At 35.2% G+C, this 17,316-nt stretch carries 16 protein-coding genes; 10 read left to right on the top strand and 6 right to left on the bottom strand.

Features of this window, described 5'->3' with window-relative positions:
• Positions 1-59: 59 nt before the first annotated feature.
• From AAHF52_RS04500 to rpe, 6 genes are all read left to right on the top strand, one after another.
• The gene (locus AAHF52_RS04500; protein ID WP_019236796.1) at positions 60-1,295 is read left to right on the top strand and encodes an MFS transporter; all 1,236 of its coding nucleotides are present in this window, start codon (positions 60-62) and stop codon (positions 1,293-1,295) included.
• The gene (gene glyA, locus AAHF52_RS04495) at positions 1,267-2,544 is read left to right on the top strand and encodes a serine hydroxymethyltransferase (RefSeq protein WP_254229338.1); all 1,278 of its coding nucleotides are present in this window, start codon (positions 1,267-1,269) and stop codon (positions 2,542-2,544) included. The genes AAHF52_RS04500 and glyA overlap by 29 nt, the downstream gene beginning before the upstream one ends.
• 79 nt (positions 2,545-2,623) lie before the next feature.
• Positions 2,624-3,811, top strand: a complete 1,188-nt coding sequence (locus AAHF52_RS04490; RefSeq protein WP_179943647.1) for a phosphoglycerate kinase — start codon at positions 2,624-2,626, stop codon at positions 3,809-3,811.
• 49 nt (positions 3,812-3,860) lie between these two features.
• Complete coding sequence (locus tag AAHF52_RS04485; RefSeq protein WP_012481925.1) at positions 3,861-4,688, top strand: EndoU domain-containing protein; 828 nt, start codon at positions 3,861-3,863, stop codon at positions 4,686-4,688.
• Between the two features lie 74 nt (positions 4,689-4,762).
• Positions 4,763-6,238 carry an N-acetylmuramoyl-L-alanine amidase gene (locus AAHF52_RS04480; protein ID WP_007302240.1) on the top strand — a complete coding sequence of 492 codons (1,476 nt, stop codon included), beginning with the start codon at positions 4,763-4,765 and terminating at the stop codon, positions 6,236-6,238.
• A 153-nt stretch (positions 6,239-6,391) separates the two neighbouring features.
• Positions 6,392-7,066, top strand: a complete 675-nt coding sequence (gene rpe, locus AAHF52_RS04475) for a ribulose-phosphate 3-epimerase (protein WP_007302239.1) — start codon at positions 6,392-6,394, stop codon at positions 7,064-7,066.
• A 100-nt stretch (positions 7,067-7,166) separates the two neighbouring features.
• Here the strand turns inward: rpe and pnp are convergent, their stop codons facing one another.
• From pnp to truB, 3 genes are read right to left on the bottom strand one after another with little or no spacing between them, the layout of a single operon-like run.
• Complete coding sequence (pnp, locus tag AAHF52_RS04470; protein ID WP_012481924.1) at positions 7,167-9,443, bottom strand: polyribonucleotide nucleotidyltransferase; 2,277 nt, start codon at positions 9,441-9,443, stop codon at positions 7,167-7,169.
• 14 nt (positions 9,444-9,457) lie between these two features.
• On the bottom strand, positions 9,458-9,730 hold the full coding sequence (gene rpsO, locus AAHF52_RS04465) for a 30S ribosomal protein S15 (RefSeq protein ID WP_007302237.1): 273 nt from the start codon (positions 9,728-9,730) through the stop codon (positions 9,458-9,460).
• 7 nt (positions 9,731-9,737) lie between these two features.
• Positions 9,738-10,799 (bottom strand): tRNA pseudouridine(55) synthase TruB, encoded by a 1,062-nt coding sequence (truB, locus tag AAHF52_RS04460; protein WP_007302236.1) that lies wholly within the window; start codon positions 10,797-10,799, stop codon positions 9,738-9,740.
• A 134-nt stretch (positions 10,800-10,933) separates the two neighbouring features.
• On the opposite strand from truB, the gene AAHF52_RS04455 reads away from it, so the two are divergent.
• Positions 10,934-11,386: a collagen-like protein gene (locus tag AAHF52_RS04455; protein ID WP_264376664.1), complete on the top strand. Its 453-nt coding sequence runs from the start codon at positions 10,934-10,936 to the stop codon at positions 11,384-11,386.
• 65 nt (positions 11,387-11,451) lie between these two features.
• Here AAHF52_RS04455 and ribD read toward each other — a convergent pair whose 3' ends face one another.
• Both ribD and AAHF52_RS04445 read right to left on the bottom strand, forming a co-directional pair.
• On the bottom strand, positions 11,452-12,660 hold the full coding sequence (ribD, locus tag AAHF52_RS04450; protein ID WP_264376663.1) for a bifunctional diaminohydroxyphosphoribosylaminopyrimidine deaminase/5-amino-6-(5-phosphoribosylamino)uracil reductase RibD: 1,209 nt from the start codon (positions 12,658-12,660) through the stop codon (positions 11,452-11,454).
• A complete protein-coding gene (locus tag AAHF52_RS04445) occupies positions 12,660-13,841 on the bottom strand; it encodes a deoxyguanosinetriphosphate triphosphohydrolase (protein ID WP_108783942.1) in 1,182 nt (393 codons plus the stop codon). The genes ribD and AAHF52_RS04445 overlap by 1 nt, the downstream gene beginning before the upstream one ends.
• Before the next feature lie 47 nt (positions 13,842-13,888).
• Between AAHF52_RS04445 and AAHF52_RS04440 the strand changes: the two genes are divergently transcribed.
• Together AAHF52_RS04440 and AAHF52_RS04435 are read left to right on the top strand one after the other, a co-directional pair.
• On the top strand, positions 13,889-14,335 hold the full coding sequence (locus AAHF52_RS04440; RefSeq protein ID WP_342068382.1) for an iron-sulfur cluster assembly accessory protein: 447 nt from the start codon (positions 13,889-13,891) through the stop codon (positions 14,333-14,335).
• Positions 14,336-14,361: 26 nt separating this feature from the next.
• Positions 14,362-15,036, top strand: coding sequence for an ABC transporter ATP-binding protein (locus tag AAHF52_RS04435; protein ID WP_052264796.1), 675 nt, complete (start codon positions 14,362-14,364; stop codon positions 15,034-15,036).
• Between the two features lie 247 nt (positions 15,037-15,283).
• Here the strand turns inward: AAHF52_RS04435 and AAHF52_RS04430 are convergent, their stop codons facing one another.
• Positions 15,284-15,982, bottom strand: coding sequence for an alpha/beta hydrolase (locus AAHF52_RS04430; protein ID WP_010407025.1), 699 nt, complete (start codon positions 15,980-15,982; stop codon positions 15,284-15,286).
• Between the two features lie 134 nt (positions 15,983-16,116).
• Between AAHF52_RS04430 and AAHF52_RS04425 the strand changes: the two genes are divergently transcribed.
• Positions 16,117-17,304 (top strand): cysteine desulfurase family protein, encoded by a 1,188-nt coding sequence (locus tag AAHF52_RS04425; protein ID WP_264376662.1) that lies wholly within the window; start codon positions 16,117-16,119, stop codon positions 17,302-17,304.
• Positions 17,305-17,316 lie beyond the last annotated feature (12 nt).

The following is a 17,316-nucleotide window of genomic DNA, read 5'->3' as shown; positions in this document are numbered from 1 at the left end:
AAAGTGTTGCTCCTTGCTGATAAAATACCTATAATTCTGTTTTTTAGGTAATATTAGGATTGCAGAGAAACTTTTTCATATGGTTGCTAGCATCACTATTTTATGCATACCAGTATATATTACGTGTAATTCCAAATATAATCGCGCCTGAATTAATAACGAAATTTAACATAAGTATTACAGATGTTGGTCAATTTGGTGGGCTATATTATATAGGCTATACGCTTGCTCACATACCTGTTGGTCTTGCCCTTGATAGATTTGGGCCAAAGTTTGTTTTGCCTGCATGTATTGTCTTAACGTTTACTGGGACATTACCACTAATATGCTTTGATGAGTGGTATTACTCAATACTTGGTAGAATGATTGTTGGAGTTGGGTCATCTGCTTCAGCAATTGGGCTTTTCAAAGTTGCAAGCATGTATTTTTCACAAGAAAAATCAGCAAGGATGGCTAGCTTATCTATAATAATAGGGTTACTGGGAGCTATTTATGGTGGATTACCTCTAGACTTCTTGCTCAATAAATTTGGTTGGAATTATGTTATATACACTTTCTCAGCGTTTGGTTGCTTGCTCGCCCTACTTTTATTCTTAATAACGCCAAATTCTAACATAGAGGAGAGTAGAAATGACAACATACTTCAAGATTTAAAAACTGTACTTTTCAATAAACATATCATTCTAATCAGCTTTTTTGGGGGCTTGATGGTTGGGCCACTAGAAGGTTTTGCTGATGGTTGGGCAAAAGCGTTCTTATGTGAAGCATATCAAATGACCGGAGATTTGGCATCTTCACTTTCCTCTCTCATGTTTATAGGTATGGGAGCTGGATCATTCTTTCTCGCTTATTTACTGGAGAAGTATCCAGACAAACATTACGAGGTGATTATTGCGTGTTCTTTTGCAATGATCGCTAGCTTCCTCTTGCTTTTTACACAATTTGGCGGTTTATATATTGCATTACCTACACTTCTTGTTATCGGCTTTGCATCTGGGTATCAGGTAATTACTATTTACAAGGCAATAAGTTATGTAAACAATAACTTGGTAGGCTTAGCCACAGCTGTATCAAACATGATAGTTATGGTTTTTGGCTATTTTTTTCATACTGGAATTGCAAAAATAATAGACTTATGTTGGAATGGAACGGTAATACAAGGAAATCCTTTGTATGGTACTGATTTGCTGGTAAAAGCAATATCAATTATTCCTGTATGTCTGCTTTTGGCTGTTTTTGGATTTATGTGGTTAAGGAAAAGGTCTTATGACAATTGCTTCAGAAAGGATTTGTAACTCTGAAAATAATTTAAAGTCTTGTGATAATGAAGTTTATCTCTCTATAGAGAAGGAACTGCAGCGTCAAAGATCGCAGTTGCAATTGATTGCATCGGAGAATTTTGCAAGTAAAGCAGTGATGGAAGCACAGGGTTCTTTTCTGACTAATAAATATGCAGAAGGTTATCCTGGTAAAAGATATTACTGTGGCTGTGAGTATGTAGATGAAGTTGAAAATCTGGCTATAGAAAGGCTTTGTAAGCTGTTTAATGTTAAATTTGCAAATGTTCAACCTCACTCTGGTTCTCAGGCAAATCAAGCAGTGTTTGCTTCACTACTTACTCCGGGTGATACAATACTTGGATTGTCACTGAATTGTGGTGGACATTTAACTCATGGTGCAGCACCAAACCTTTCTGGTAAGTGGTTTAAGTCGATTCAGTATACAGTTAATAGAGACACTTACCTGCTTGATATGGATGAGGTGGAAAGGCTAGCGCTGGAGCATAAACCAAAATTAATTATTGCTGGTGCTTCTGCTTATCCAAGAAAAATAGATTTCGAGCGCTTTCGTGAAATTGCGAATAAAGTTGGTGCATATCTGCTTGCAGATATTGCTCACTATTCAGGGCTTATTGCTGCAGGTTGTTACCCATCACCTGCTGAATATGCGCATATTATAACTTCTACAACTCACAAGACTCTACGTGGTCCTCGTGGTGGAGTGGTAATGACAAATGATGAAGCGTTACATAAAAAAATTCAGTCTGCAGTTTTTCCAGGATTGCAAGGTGGGCCACTTATGCATGTGATAGCTGCAAAAGCTGTTGCATTTAAGGAAGCATTAGCGCCAGAGTTTAAAACTTATAGTAAAAAAGTTGTAGAAAATGCAAAAGTGTTAGCTCAAGCGCTGCAAGAACATAGACTTGACATTATAACTGGCGGCACTGACTCTCATATAGTGCTAGTTGATTTAAGATCACGGAAATTGACTGGAAAAGACGTTGTGAATAGCCTTGAAAGAGCTGGCATTACCTGCAATAAAAACTCCGTGCCGTTTGACACAGAAAAACCAACCATTACTTCAGGGCTCCGTTTTGGTACCGCTGCTGAGACAACACGCGGACTTGAGAAAAAAGATTTTAAAGAGATAGCTGATCTGATAAATGAAATAATTCAGGGATTAATTGATGGAAATAGCCCTGATGTTGAAAAAGCAGTGAAAAATAAAGTTGAAAGTATTTGTAGTAATTTTCCTATTTATTAATTTATTTAGCATTGGAATTTCCTTCCTTTACTTTGGATTAAACTATTGTATAGTGATTTTATAGCTCTTTAATTTTATGATAAATGTACCTAGCATAGAGAGTTGTGATTTTCACAATAAAAATGTTCTGCTCAGGGTTGACTTCAATGTTCCTATAAAAAATGGAAGAATTTGTGATGCCACTCGTATTTTGAGAGCGCTACCTACCATTCAGTATTTGGCAAATGCGGGTGCAAAAGTTATTGTTATCTCACATTTTGGGCGTCCAAAAGCCAAAGACAGTAACTTATCGCTAAAAAACGTAGTTGAAACTTTATCGCGGCTGCTAAGCAAAGAAGTGAAATTTATTGATGATTGTATTGGTGAGAGAGTACAAAGAGCAATAAATGCGATGGATGGAGGAGATATAATATTACTAGAGAATCTGAGGTTTTATAAAGAAGAAGAGCAGAATGATTCAAATTTTGCTAAACAATTAGCATCTCTAGCAGATATATATATAAATGATGCGTTTTCTTGCTCTCACAGAGCTCACGCTTCTATTTCACGCATTACGGAATTTTTACCTTCTTATGCAGGATTTTGCTTGCAAGATGAGCTAAAGTATCTTGAGCAAGCTATATCGTTTGACGCTAAACCTATTACTGCGATAGTTGGTGGAGCTAAAATATCAACTAAAATAAAAATGCTTATAAAGCTAGCAGAAAAGGTTGATTACCTTATTCTGGGCGGCGCAATTGCTAATAATTTTTTGTTATTTAATAAAGTTAATATAGGCAAGTCTTTTTTTCAAAATGGCGTTGATGATCTTCTGCACGATATTGTTGAGACGGCAAATAAAAACAATTGCAAAATAGTTGTGCCAGAAGACGTTTTGGTTGCAGTAAATTCTGATTATAGCACTGGCGTTTTAAGAAAAATTGAATCCATTTTGGACGGTGATATAATTTTAGATATCGGACCTCAAACTTTAAGCACAATAAGCGGTATAATAGCAAGCAGTAAAACTCTGCTGTGGAACGGACCTATTGGTGTTTTTGAACATTCAGCTTTTGCAAATGGTACAGTAGAGGTGATGAGAGTAGTAAGTGATTTGACACACGAAGGAAAATTAACCAGTGTAATAGGAGGAGGAGATAGTCTATCTGCAATAAATACTGCAGGTCTTGCCGATAAAGATTTTACATATATTTCAACTGGTGGGGGAGCGTTTTTAAGTTGGCTAAGTGGTGATGAGATGCCAGGACTGCGATCAACATTAGATTAAAACTTTTTTAAGTTGTTGCTTATACCCTAGCTTCTTTATGAATATGATTATGTCGAAAATAGCTAAGTTAATCTTGTGCTTAATAATACCAGTAATAGGATTTGTTTTTTACATTAAGGAGCATTATCTCAATGATGCAAATTCACAAATTGGCTTTGAGCCGTTTTTCAAAACAGATTCTTCAGATCCAGACTATATTCCACCACTTCCAGAGTTGACTGATTTTGATAGAGGAGTGTTAAGGGTTTGTGGAGATTGGGGAACACAGCCTGATGAAGAAGATTTCAGAATTTTGCTTGATTGTCCGCAGCATCAAGAAGTGGTGAAAAGGATATACGATAAGCTTGATCATCAGGTGATTACACCTAGTGCAGACTTGGGGTTGTTTAAAGATGAATTGACTAAGATTTGGTTTACAAATAGCGGAACTGAAAAAGAAACTATAGGGTTTGGGCATATTTTTTGTGGTGAACCAGATAGATTGGGGCTAGGTGGTATGCATTTTGTAGGTAGATATGTTGAGGCTCAAGAAAATAAGTGGGCGGGTGCGATTTGGGATAATGAATCTCTGTGCAATAAATTAGATATTAAGCCACCTGTTTACACATTTGGAATGAAATATCTAGGTAAGGATGGAGAAGTGAAAGTTAAGTGCCCAAGTGGGTACGCGTATAACCTTCATGCTGATGATATTTTAGTTTCTGCAACTAAGGCGTTTAAGGAGCTGGGAAAAGATGGAATGTGTCTGTATAAAATGGAAGATGACAATTATCAATCAGTGTTTGTGAGAAAGAAAGACGCTATACTCACATTCTATCCTGACTTAACACCAAAATGTAATGATAAGAGTATTAATTGTAGCTGTAGCAAGTCTTGATTGGCTGAAAAAAAGTAAACATTTTATGTGTGTTATGCTAATTTAGTTATATTAAGGGCAATTTGTAGAGCTACATGAAACTTATAGTAAAAAAATGTTTGTCTGTTTTATTTCTGTTGCTGCTTGTAGCGCCTCTTTTATATGGACAACAATCTTGTTTAAGTGATATTGAGAACGATTTTCAAGATTTGAAAACATCATTAAAAAATCCAATATTTTTAGATCCTGCACCGAGTTTAAATTATGATGATAGAGAAGGCAAAAAAGTGTTGATGGTGGTGGTGCACCATACCGAATCACCAACATTAAAAAGTACAAAATACGCATTAAATTCTTCAGGGATATCAGTACAGCTTATTGTTGATAGAGATGGTAGCATTACTCTGATGGTTCCACTTGAAAAACGAGCATGGCATGCTGGTATAAGTTATGCGAAAGTTCAAGTAGATAATGTGGTTGAAGAGCTACGAAAACTGAATGATTATTCTATAGGTATAGAGATTGTAAACACAGGGCTTGAGCCTTTTCCAGAAGAGCAAATGAAATCTGTCAAAGATCTGATTTTGTACCTCATGAAGCGCTTTAAGATTAGAAAAGATATGATATTTAGTCACGCTGAGATAGGCACTATAGTGTACAACTCAGCAATTGAAGGTTACGCAATGCGTAAGCCTGATCCACATAAGTTATTTGATTGGGAGTTATTAGAGAAAAGTGGTATTGGATTGCATATAGGTGATAGAATCAGTCCTCAAGACGCAGAACAAAAAGTAAATGAGGTTTTGTATAAGGTAGGTGATAAGAGTGAAAATATTTTGAAATTAAAAAAAAGGTTAAACGGTTTTTTTTATAAAATACTGCCTTGGAATGATAGGGAAGGTAATATGATTTTTCCTGACAATAATGCTAATTACTCAAATGAGTTTGATGAAAATTTTGCGTGGGTTATCAATCAGTTTTCAATGCACCACTTGCCGAAAGAGATTAGAAAAGACTTGCCTCTAAAATTAGAACAAGAAGATATTTTGCCTGAATTTTTAGTTAAGTATAGAAATCTTATTTTTAGTGAATTCTTATCTTTAAGTGATAAAACTCAATTAAGCTTAAAGCCACCATTTTTGAATGAAGAGGATTATAAGCATTTATTATCTTCTCTTGCAGAATATGAAAATAATATTTCTTCTGATGCATTTGCTATGCTCATGTACAAGATTAAGCTATATTATGACTCTTATCTAAGATACAATATAAGATCTTCACTTTATATTCCATTTAGACTTAATTCATTTGAAAAGCTAGATATTTTAAAGAATGAAATATTATCTTTTAAGTCTATAAGCCCTGAAAAGGCTATAGAAGTCTCGAATTTGATTAATGAGTTTAGGTCGAAAATTTTATCTGATTTCCAAAATTTTGAAAAGCAATGGTTTCAAGAATTTAAGGACACTTGGAAACAAAAATTTATACCGAATATGGAAAGGCAAATGTCTTGGACTGCGCTACATGAAACTGTGTTGGAATATTTAGAAAAGGCGAAGAAAGAAGTCTAATGAGTATTACAATGACCAGATGCATGGGCAGAGAAAAATAAAGGCACATGCATCTGGAAGTATACAAAAATTTCTAAATGAGATTAATATAGTATTGGGATGACAGAGTTTAAAAAATAAGTTACTTTTTTTATTTTTGGTAAAAAGTAGTCTATGGGTATTAAAATTGCACCTTCTATACTTTCAGCAGACTTTGCAAAATTAGGGGAGGAAGTAAAAAGAATTAGCGACTTGAATGTAGATTATATACACATAGACGTTATGGATGGAAATTTTGTTCCAAATATTACAATAGGTCCGAATGTTATCTATGCGATACGTAAATATAGCAACCTTCCTTTTGATGTGCACTTAATGATTAAATCTCCTGGTGACCATATTGAAAGTTTTATAAATGCTGGTGCTGATATTATCACTATACATGCAGAAGCAGAGATACATCTTGAGAGGCTAGTAAGAAAGATAAAATCATATAAAAACAATACAAAAAAAATAATACAAGTTGGAGCTTCAATTGTTCCTTCAACTTCTCCAAGCGTGCTTGAGTATATAATAGATGAGCTAGATATTGTGCTAATTATGACAGTCAATCCTGGATTTGGAGGACAGGAGTTTATTCATTCGCAGTTGAGTAAGATATCTACTGTGAGGAAAATGATACAGGACCGTAATCTTAAAACACAAGTTTCAGTAGATGGTGGAGTTAACTTTTCTAACGCAGCTGATATAATAAAAGCAGGTGCAAATATATTAGTTGCTGGATCAGCAATATTTAAAGCTGAAGACATGAAAAAGGCTGTAAACGATCTTAAAAATCTTTCGTTATAACCCTACAGATAACACAAACCATTTTTGTTATCTTGTCAGTTTTAAAAATTCCTATTATCCCAGTGTTTCGACACTGAGATAATAGAAAGTAAGTTCAACCTCAATAGAAACCTGATGACGAGTCATTATTACCAAATTTTGGTCTGCTTCTATTACTAAAACCAGAACGAGGACGAGTAGGTCTATTACTATGATAATTATCTTCAGGTTTTTTATTAAACGAGTTGTTATAATAATTATCCCTATTATTTAAACCATCTCTCCTTTCTTCATTGTAAAGCTTACCTTCAAAAAATTCACCTGTTTCTTGATCAACACGACGTCTTGATAATTTTGGACATCCACCTTTTTCAAAGTCAATTATCAAAGCTTTGAAGGTATCACCCTGTTTAAGTATATCCTCAATGGACTCTACATGTTGATTAGCTACCTCGCTTATATGCATTTTTCCTTTTCTTCCATTAAGAAGTTCTAGCTCTACAATAGACTTCTCTATCTTTACAACTTTAGCATCAATTATAGAACCTTGTTCTAGCTCTGTTATTGAATCAATCATCATATTCTTTGCAGCTTCAGCTTCAGTACTACTAATGGCAAAAACAGAAACTTTACCGTCATCCCCTATTTCAATTTTTGCATTACTTCTTTCACATACACTGCGTATATTTTTTCCTTTAGTACCAATAGCTGCAGAAATTTTATCTTTATCTATATAAAACGATAACACTCTTGGTACATGATCTTTTATATCCTTACGATGTTCTGAAATTACTGCATTCATTTTTTCTAAGATATGTAATCTTCCGACTTTTGCTTGTTCTAAAGATTTTTCAACAATTTCAAAGCTTATACCAGGAATTTTCATATCCATCTGCAGTGCTGTAATCCCTTCGCTAGTTCCTGCTACTTTGAAGTCCATATCACCAAGATAGTCTTCATCGCCCAGTATATCAGAAAGTATTATATGCTCATTTTTGTCTTTGATGAGACCCATAGCAATTCCTGCAACGGGAGCCTTTATTGGCACACCTGTATCCATTAATGCAATGGAAGTTCCACAAACTGTTGCCATAGAAGAAGAACCATCAGATTCCATAATCTCAGATACTACCCTTATTGTATAAGGAAATTCAGATTTATCAGGTAAAACAGGATGAATTGCTTTCCAAGCAAGTTTACCATGACCAATTTCTCTCCTTCCTGGTGCGCGTATAGCAGAAGCCTCTCCAACAGCAAATGGAGGAAAATTATAATGCAACATAAAATGTTCACGTCTATCCCCTTCAATGTCATCCACAATTTGCTCATCTTGTGTAGTACCAAGAGCAGTAACAACTAGTGCCTGAGTGCTACCCCTTGTAAATAGCGCAGAACCGTGAGTCTTGGGTAGAATGTCAGCCTCAATTTCTATCTGGCGTATTTCATCATACTTACGGCTGTCTATTCTCACACTTTTCCTTCTAATCATTTCACGCACTAAAGATCTTTCAAAGCTTTTTACTGCATAAGTAATTAACTTTTCGTCTTTTCCAGCCTCTTTAAGAGTATTCAATATATTATTCCTGACTACTTCTAGAGCTTGGACTCGCTCTTGTTTTACTGTTTTTGAATATGCTTCTTCAAAGTCTTTTCGATATTTTTCAAGTTCTTGAGTTATATCTGATATATCAACAGGAGCAAAGCTTTCAGGTTTATTGCCAACTGTATCAGCAAATTCTTTTATGAGCTTAATAACAGGTTGAAGGTGTTCATGACCAAATTTTATTGCGTTTAAAACATTTTCTTCAGAGAGCTCTTTGACTTCCGATTCGACCATTAAGATCGAATTTTCATCACCAGACAAAAACAGATCCAAGTTGCTCGCTTTCATCTCTTGAACGGAAGGATTGAGTATATAATTGTTATTTTCATCACAACCGACCATGACTCCAGCTATAGTAAAGTGGAAAGGAACACCAGAAATTGCAAGAGCTGCGACGGTACCTATCAATGCTGGTACTTCAGGAGAATTGACCGTATCGTAAGTTAACAGATTACATACTACACTAATTTCATCATGAAAACCTTCAGGAAATAACGGCCTTATACTTCTATCTATTACTCTTGAAATTAAAGTTTCTCTATCAGATGGTTTTCCTTCTCTTTTAAAAAAACCACCAGGAATCTTACCCATGGCATAACTTTTTGCAATAAACTGCACATTTAAAGGGAGAAAATCAACACTTTCTTCCTTCTTTTTTCGTACAACAGTGACTAAGATAGAAGTATCTCCATAATTTACAACTACTGAACCATCAGCTTGACGTGCTATTTTCCCAGTTTCTAAAGATAAGGTACGCCCCTCCCAATCTATAGATTTTTTTATAATTTCAAACATACAAAATTCCTCGATTATTTTCTAATGCCTAACTTCTCTATTAACTCTTGATAGGCTTCATTACCAAATTTACGTTTTATATAATTTAAGTGCTTGCGCCTTCTACCTATCAATATAAGTAAACCGCGCTTAGAATTATGGTCATGCTTATGCGCTTTAAAATGCTCAGTTAAATTACTGATCCTCTCGGTTAAAATTGCACACTGTACAAAAGATGAACCTGTATCATCTTCTTTAATTGCATATGTACTAATCAAACTTTTTTTCTTTTGGGATGTTATTGACATCTAAACCTCATTTCAAAATATTAAAAACACGAATAGGCTTCACATAACCATGAGTAAAACTGCAAATTGCAATAGGTACATTACCCACTATCGTACAAAAAATATCATAATTCTTTAAATTACGCAAGTTATTTAATATAATTTCTTGACCTTTTCTGATTTTCTCCGCTTCCTCTAAGGAAATTTCAACTTTGAACATCGATTTTAAAGCCGATTCAATGGGAATGATGAAGCCTTTTGTATTACCTCCATCATCTTCTGTCATCCCACCCTCCGATGTCATCCCAGTGTCAAGCACTGGGATCAAGCCTATTTCATCACGAACATTGTTTTTGACATATGCTCCTAGAATCTTTTGTCCATTACATGATTTGTAAGTATTTGTATCCAGTGTCAAGCACTGGGGAGAGTAAGTTGTTGTGTTTTTTTTAGTAAGTTGCTCAATTGTCACTGATTCATCTTCCTTAAAATCACCTACCATCGTTCTTCTTAATTGTGTAATATGTCCAAAACAATTTAATTCAATTCCAAGATCTCTTGCAATTGATCTTACATATACGCCGCTACCGCAGATCATAGAAAAATCGGCAATATTATTTATGGTGTCCAAAAATATCATCTTTAGTTCATGTATTTTGACTTGTCGAGGTTTTATATTTACCTTTTGCCCACTTCTTGCTAATTTATATGCTCTTGCTCCCTTGATTTTCACTGCTGAAAATTGAGGAGGAGTTTGTGTTATCTCACCAATAAAATCCTTAATCGCACAGTTTATTTGGTTATATTCGGGTTTTATATCGCTAGTTCTAATGATATCACCACCCAAATCATCCGTAGTTGTTTGTTTTCCCCATTTTATTGTGAAATTGTATGCCTTTAAGTCACAAGATAAATACGGTATAGTTTTTGTTGCTTCACCAAGAGCGATCGGTAATATACCTGAAGCCAAAGGATCAAGTGTTCCCAAATGTCCGGCTTTTTTTATTCCAAAAATCCTTTTAATTTGAGTTACAGCTTGTGCAGAACTCATTCCTGTTGGTTTATCAAGATTCAGCCAGCCATTTACCATGTATCAATCTTACATAATTAGTAACAATTTAGAAAGTAGATAAAATATTAAGTTGTTAATAAAAATGCTTGACTAGTGTGCATTGTTAATATACAATTAACTTTTTATTAACCTTAATTAAGGAGGAAGTAATTATGACTACTATATGGAAATTGAAAAATATAGCACCCATAACAAAAATGAGTATTGAAAGTACAGTTGCAACTGCATCTTTAGCAGCAGCAATAACAACATTATTGATTGCTACTAAAGTAATTGCTGGACCTGCATCTTTAGCACTTATTGCTAGCCCTGCTGGAATTGCAGTTCTGTTTATTGCCGCTGTATATTTTGTCGCAGCAGCTTGTGCTTCATATCAGCAAATGAATGCAATGGAAAATGTTAAGGGTGAAAAAGGCGATAAGGGTGAAAAAGGCGATAAGGGTGACCAAGGACCTCAGGGTGAGAAAGGCCTACAAGGTGATAAGGGTGAACAAGGACCAGTTTGTGATAAAAATGAAGTTGTGCAAACATTGCTTGATAAACTTAAAGACGATGATGTTAAACAGCAATTTAAGCATGCACTTGGCCTTTCAGTTGATGAATAAATTAGCATAACCAGAGGTAGATTTTCTACCTCTTCCTTTATCTCTATTATTCAAGTGGATAAAGGCTACTGTGACTTATCCCACAACTCAACCACATCCTCACTGAACTCTATTATCTCTACTTTTTTAAATTGGTAACAGTTGTTGATGGATTGAATTCCTAAATTCCCTACAAAAGGAGTGGCATCATTGCCTAGAATTTTACCACTGCGGCAGATTATCAGCCTGTCGATTAAACTATGCTTCAGTAGCTCTGTGATTAACACTCCTCCACCTTCAACTAATAACCTTGTTATGCCAATTTCTGAAACAAGTTTTGATGCCATGTCTTTTAGGCAGACTTTGCCGATAATATCAGGTTCTGATGTCATTCCAGTGCTTGACCAGTTTTCACTACTCAATTGCTTGAAGTTTTCTGGATCCCAGTGTCTGGGCACTGGGATGACAGGAGAAGGCATTGGAATGACAGGAGGTTTGTGGTTTGAATTGACTATCAAATAATTAATGTTTTTTATTTTTTTCTCTATTTCTCTGTTTGTAATCACCCAAGTTGTTATTTTGTCTGCAGTTTTTGCAATATTATGCTCTTCCTGCAATTTTTCCTGGCTATCTATAATTAGCCTTATTGGCGACCTGTTTTCGAGTCCTGGTAATCTGCAAGTTAAGAGTGGATCGTCACTAACAAGGGTATTGCTGCCAATCATAATTGCGTCATATTTTGCTCTGAGCTCATGTATCCAATTTCTCGTATCCTCACTTGTTATCCATTTGCTATCACCTGTAAACGTTGCGATTTTTCCATCGAGAGTTGTTGCGATTTTGCAAGCTATAAATGGTCTATGGAGTTTCTTGATGGTAAAAAAGCCAACATTCAGCTTCTCTGCTTCTTTCTGCATAATACCTTGCTTCACTTCAATTCCTGCTTCTTTCAGAGCTTTAATTCCTCCGCCTGAAACTCTACTATCTGGATCAATTGCTGCAATCACTACCTTTCTTATTCCTGATTTTATGATTTCTGCAGTGCAAGGTTCTGTAACTCCAAAGTGGCAGCATGGTTCAAGAGTGACGTACATAGTTGCACCATGAGTTAAATCTTTAGCATTTTGCAAAGCAACTACTTCTGCATGTGGGCGCCCACCGATTCCTGTGTAGCCTTCACCGATCACCATACCGTCTTTTACAATGACACATCCAACAGTGGGATTTGGTGCAACACTTCCAAGACTTTTTTCTGCAAGTTTTAATGCGATCGACATGAAATAATCTTCAGTCATTAGAAAGAAGTCATTTCGTATGAGGTATCAAAAATTCTTCTGTGCTCGTGTATGGCAAATCTATCTGTCATACCTGAGATATAATCACATATTATTACTGAACGCTGAGATTCACAAGCAAGCTTGTTCCACTCTATAGGTAATAACCCTGGGTTTTCATAAAAACATTGAAAAAGCTCCTGTACTATACGTTTTGCTTTGTTCATTGTTCTATTCAATTTATAGCTTCTGTATATTTTTTCCATGTTAAATTTTTTCATCTCTTTTGTGGCATTTGCAACTTCTGGTGAAAATGTGACTAGCATTGTATTTAGACCTCTTACATCTTCTACGCTTTTTATTTTGTAGTCTTTAATATTTTTTTCAGTCTGAAAAACGACATCATTTATCATAATCCCTATAGTTTTACTCAGTGATTCATGTATGAGTTTACTTTGGGCCAATTCTGAATATTCGCTTTTTACTTCTTTGAACATTTTGCCAATTAAAGGAACATCGAGCAAATCTTCGATGGTTACTAAATTTGCCCTGAGTGCATCATCAAGATCGTGAACACTGTAAGCAATATCATCGGCAATTGAAGCAACTTGTGCTTCAATGCTTGAAAATTCCTCAAGTTTTAGATCATATTTTTCATTATATTTTAATAGCAGCTGATTATTTGTAGAAGACTCCGCGTTTTGACCAAGCAAGGGACCGTTATGCTTTGCAACACCTTCAATCACTTCCCAACTTAGATTCATGCCATTAAAGTCAGCATGTTTTTGTTCAAGATAAGTTAAAATCCTTATAGCTTGAACATTATGATCAAACTTATACTTCTCCTTATCAACTTGAACTAGAGCATCCTCACCTGTGTGACCAAATGGAGGATGACCAAGGTCATGTGCAAGCGCTATGCATTCAGTGATGTCCTCATCTAAGCCAAGTCTACGAGCAATGGATCTTGCAATTTGTGCAACTTCAAGGCTATGAGTTAGCCGAGTACGATAGTAATCATGCTCATAATTGATAAAAACTTGTGTTTTGTACCCCAATTTCCTAAACGCATTAGAGTGAATAATGCGGTCCCTATCACGCTGAAAGCAGCTGCGATTTTCATCTTCTGGCTCTTTAAAATTTCTTCCTTTTGTTTTATTTGGAAAGCACGCGTAACTTAATAGAAAATTATTGTTTGACATGTAAAATTTCTACTATAATAGGTTATCAATAATGAACGGTGGTTGTTATGTCAACAGATTACAATATTAGCTTAACTGACAATGCATTAAGGAAAATCCACTCCCTTGTAGAACAGGAAGGAGATGAGAGTTCTGTTTTGCGGGTTGTAGTTTCAGGTGGTGGATGCTCTGGCTTCAAGTATAATTTTCTTATGGATCAAATAAATAAGAAGATGTCTTTGGGTGACGATTTTGACGATGATGAAGACGACGATTTTGACGATGACGAAGATAGCGAGGATTATAGAAGCCACTCCAGTTTTAGTGAAAAAGGTAAAGATATAGTAATTAATGATGAGAATGGAAACCCTGTGTTAATGGTTGATAATTGTTCAGCGAAATTTTTAAATAATTCAACTATAGATTATACTGAAGATCTAAGTGGTTCTGGTTTTCAAATCAAGAATGCTCTCGCTAAGTCTCGATGTGGGTGTGGTAACAGTTTCTCGGTCTAATTCTCCCTCCTGGATCTTTTTATAATATGGACAGTGATGTAGCACTAGAGCTAGCTTCTGTGAGTAAGAGCTTCAAAAAAAGTCCTGCTATTGTAGAAGATATCAATCTGAGTCTTACAAGAGGGCAAGTAGTTGCATTGATCGGCAGTTCAGGATCAGGAAAAACAACTATATTGCAAATTGCAGGCCTATTGGATAAGCCAACTTTAGGTGTAGTGACAGTAGATGGAGTAAATTGCACGCAAGCCAGCAATAAATATAAAACTCATGTAAGAAGAAATTTTCTTAGCTTTGTTTATCAATTTCACTATTTATTACAAGAGTTATCAGTGTTGGAAAACGTTATGCTTCCTCAGCTTATTGCAAGAAGAAGCAAAGCTGAAGCAAAAAAAAAATCGCAAGCAATATTAGAAAAATTTGGTCTGGAAAATAAAGCAAGTAGTATGGTATCTGAAATTTCTGGTGGAGAAAGGCAGAGGGTTGCAATTGCAAGAAGCATTGTAAACTCTCCAAAGCTTTTACTTGCAGATGAGCCAACGGGAAATTTAGACCCAACAAATTCTTTGAATGTATTTTTGCTGTTACATTCATATGTAAAGGAAAATAACAGCTCTATGCTTATAGTAACACACAACTATATCCTTGCAGAAAAAGCAGATCACATTTTTCAGTTAAAAAACCGATCATTAGTAAAGCTGTAAATGGAAGAAACAAGTACAATACAAAGCTACCTATAACTTGTACTTATTTAACCAATGGTCATTAACGGAGTATAATTCGCATGAAATGCTTTCATTATTTTTTATACACGGACTCTTTAACTTACGCTGTTTACTTAGAAAGCATCCTGACAGCATAAACATTGCTAAAACGAGAAATAATAATTGCCTAAACATAACAAGACTTTTTTTATTTATATTAATACGTTCATTTCTCTCATTTGTAAAGTTAGGCATATTCTTTTACCCTTATCTCTTTTTTAACTTTTTTGGAGGAAGTGACTGCACTGTTTAAGCGTAGTTTTATATAATTATCTATAATTTGAGCTACTTCCTCTTCTTTATCCCTTAAAAAGTGGTTAGTATCGTCTACTATATGGTATTCCATATGGTTATTTTTTACCGAATTTATTAACCTTTGTGCTAATTCTGTTACATCGCTTTCTTCTGAAATTGTATCATTATTACTTTGTATTATAAGTCCAGGAACTGGGCAAGGAGAGAGAAAAGAGAAATCGTACTTAGTTGCTGGAAGAGAAAGGGCAACAAAACTTACTATCTCTGGACGGCGCATTGTCAATTGCATAGCTACCCATGCTCCAAAAGAAAAACCGACTATCCAAATTGGAACATTGTTAGAGTTATGCTCCTGAAGCCAATCAATAGCTACTGCAGCATCAGTTAATTCTCCTATACCCTTATCAAAAGTTCCGGTAGATTTTCCGACACCACGAAAATTAATTGTCAATGCAGAAAAGTTATTATCGATAAAAGATTCATATATAGTATGTATAATCTTACTATCCATACTACCACCATATTGAGGGTGATGATGTAAAATTAGCACAACTGGTGCATTGGTATCTTTGCTTTGATGGTATCTACCTTCTATCTTTTTTGTTGAATTATTTAAAAAGACTTCTACCATGATAACTCCTAATAAAAACCTGTTTTGACAGGTGTTGATAATGTAAATTGTTTATTAATTATGTATTAATTTCCCTGTTTTTGCAATAAATTTTTATCGTGTTAAAGTTAACATACATAATTGGTTAATGGTAAGTGACAAATAAGCCTGTGAGTTTATTCTCTCTGGAAGATAGTAGTTGTGTGTATGCCGATTATAATGCAACTGCTCCAGTGAGTAAAAATGTAAAAAAAAGTATACTTGAGATTTTGTCAAAACAAACACTAAATCCATCATCGCTGCATAAAAGAGGACAAGAAGCGAGGAAGATTCTTAAAGAGGTAAGAGATAACGTACGTGATGCTCTTGACGTTCCAAATGATAAAGAAATAGTTTTTACGTCTGGTGCAACTGAAGCAAACAACCTCGTCATGAGAGGAATGAAAGGCTATCTGCATGTAATTTCAGCTACAGAGCATCCTTCAATTCTTAATTCTGCATATAATCCACATATAATACCCGTTAATCAAGAGGGTATTGTTGACTTTTTAGAGCTAGAAAAAATTCTAAGCGAACTTGAAGGGAATAAAGTAATAATTTCAGTGATGATGGCTAATAACGAAACTGGAGTTATCCAGCCTGTTAAGGAAATAGCTAAAATGGCACATAAATTCGGGGCAATCTGTCACACTGACGCTGCTCAAAGTGTTGGGAAAATCGAATTAAATATGAAAGATTTAGAAGTGGATTTACTTACTTTATCTGCTCACAAATTTGGTGGTATAGCAGGTAGTGGAGTTTTAATATTTGACAAAAAGCTTGTAATAGAACCTACTATAATAGGTGGTGGGCAAGAAAGAGGATTGCGTGGTGGTACAGAAAACATTGTTGCAATTGCAGGTCTTTCTGCTGCATTGCAAAACATTCCAGATCTTCTATCAAAAATGAATGAAGTGGAGAAGCTGCGTGATCAATTGGAGTGTGAATTATTAAGTCTTGTCAGTGATATCAAGATCTTTGGCAGAAATTCTGAAAGATTGCCAAATACAAGTTTTATTTATATGCCGAGGGTAAAGAATGATCTGCAGCTCATGCATTTTGACTTAAATAATATTGCAGTCAGCAATGGTTCTGCATGCTCTTCTGGAAAAGTTGGGCCTTCTCATGTTTTGCTTGCAATGGGAGCAACAAAAGAGCAAGCAGAATGTTCAATTAGAATCAGTATAGGTCCGGAGGTTAAACCGCGAGACATAGAAAAAATAGTGGATTGTTGGTATAGTATCTATAAGAAGAATGCTTTAGTAAATGCAAAAACTACTTTCACCATTCCCCTTAAATCATGATAGAGGGAATGG

Source organism: Wolbachia endosymbiont (group B) of Melanargia galathea (genome assembly GCF_964030625.1).
Taxonomy (GTDB): Bacteria; Pseudomonadota; Alphaproteobacteria; order Rickettsiales; family Anaplasmataceae; genus Wolbachia.
The sequence above is the reverse complement of the archived record's forward strand: the minus strand, read 5'-3'. Positions and strand labels throughout refer to the sequence as shown.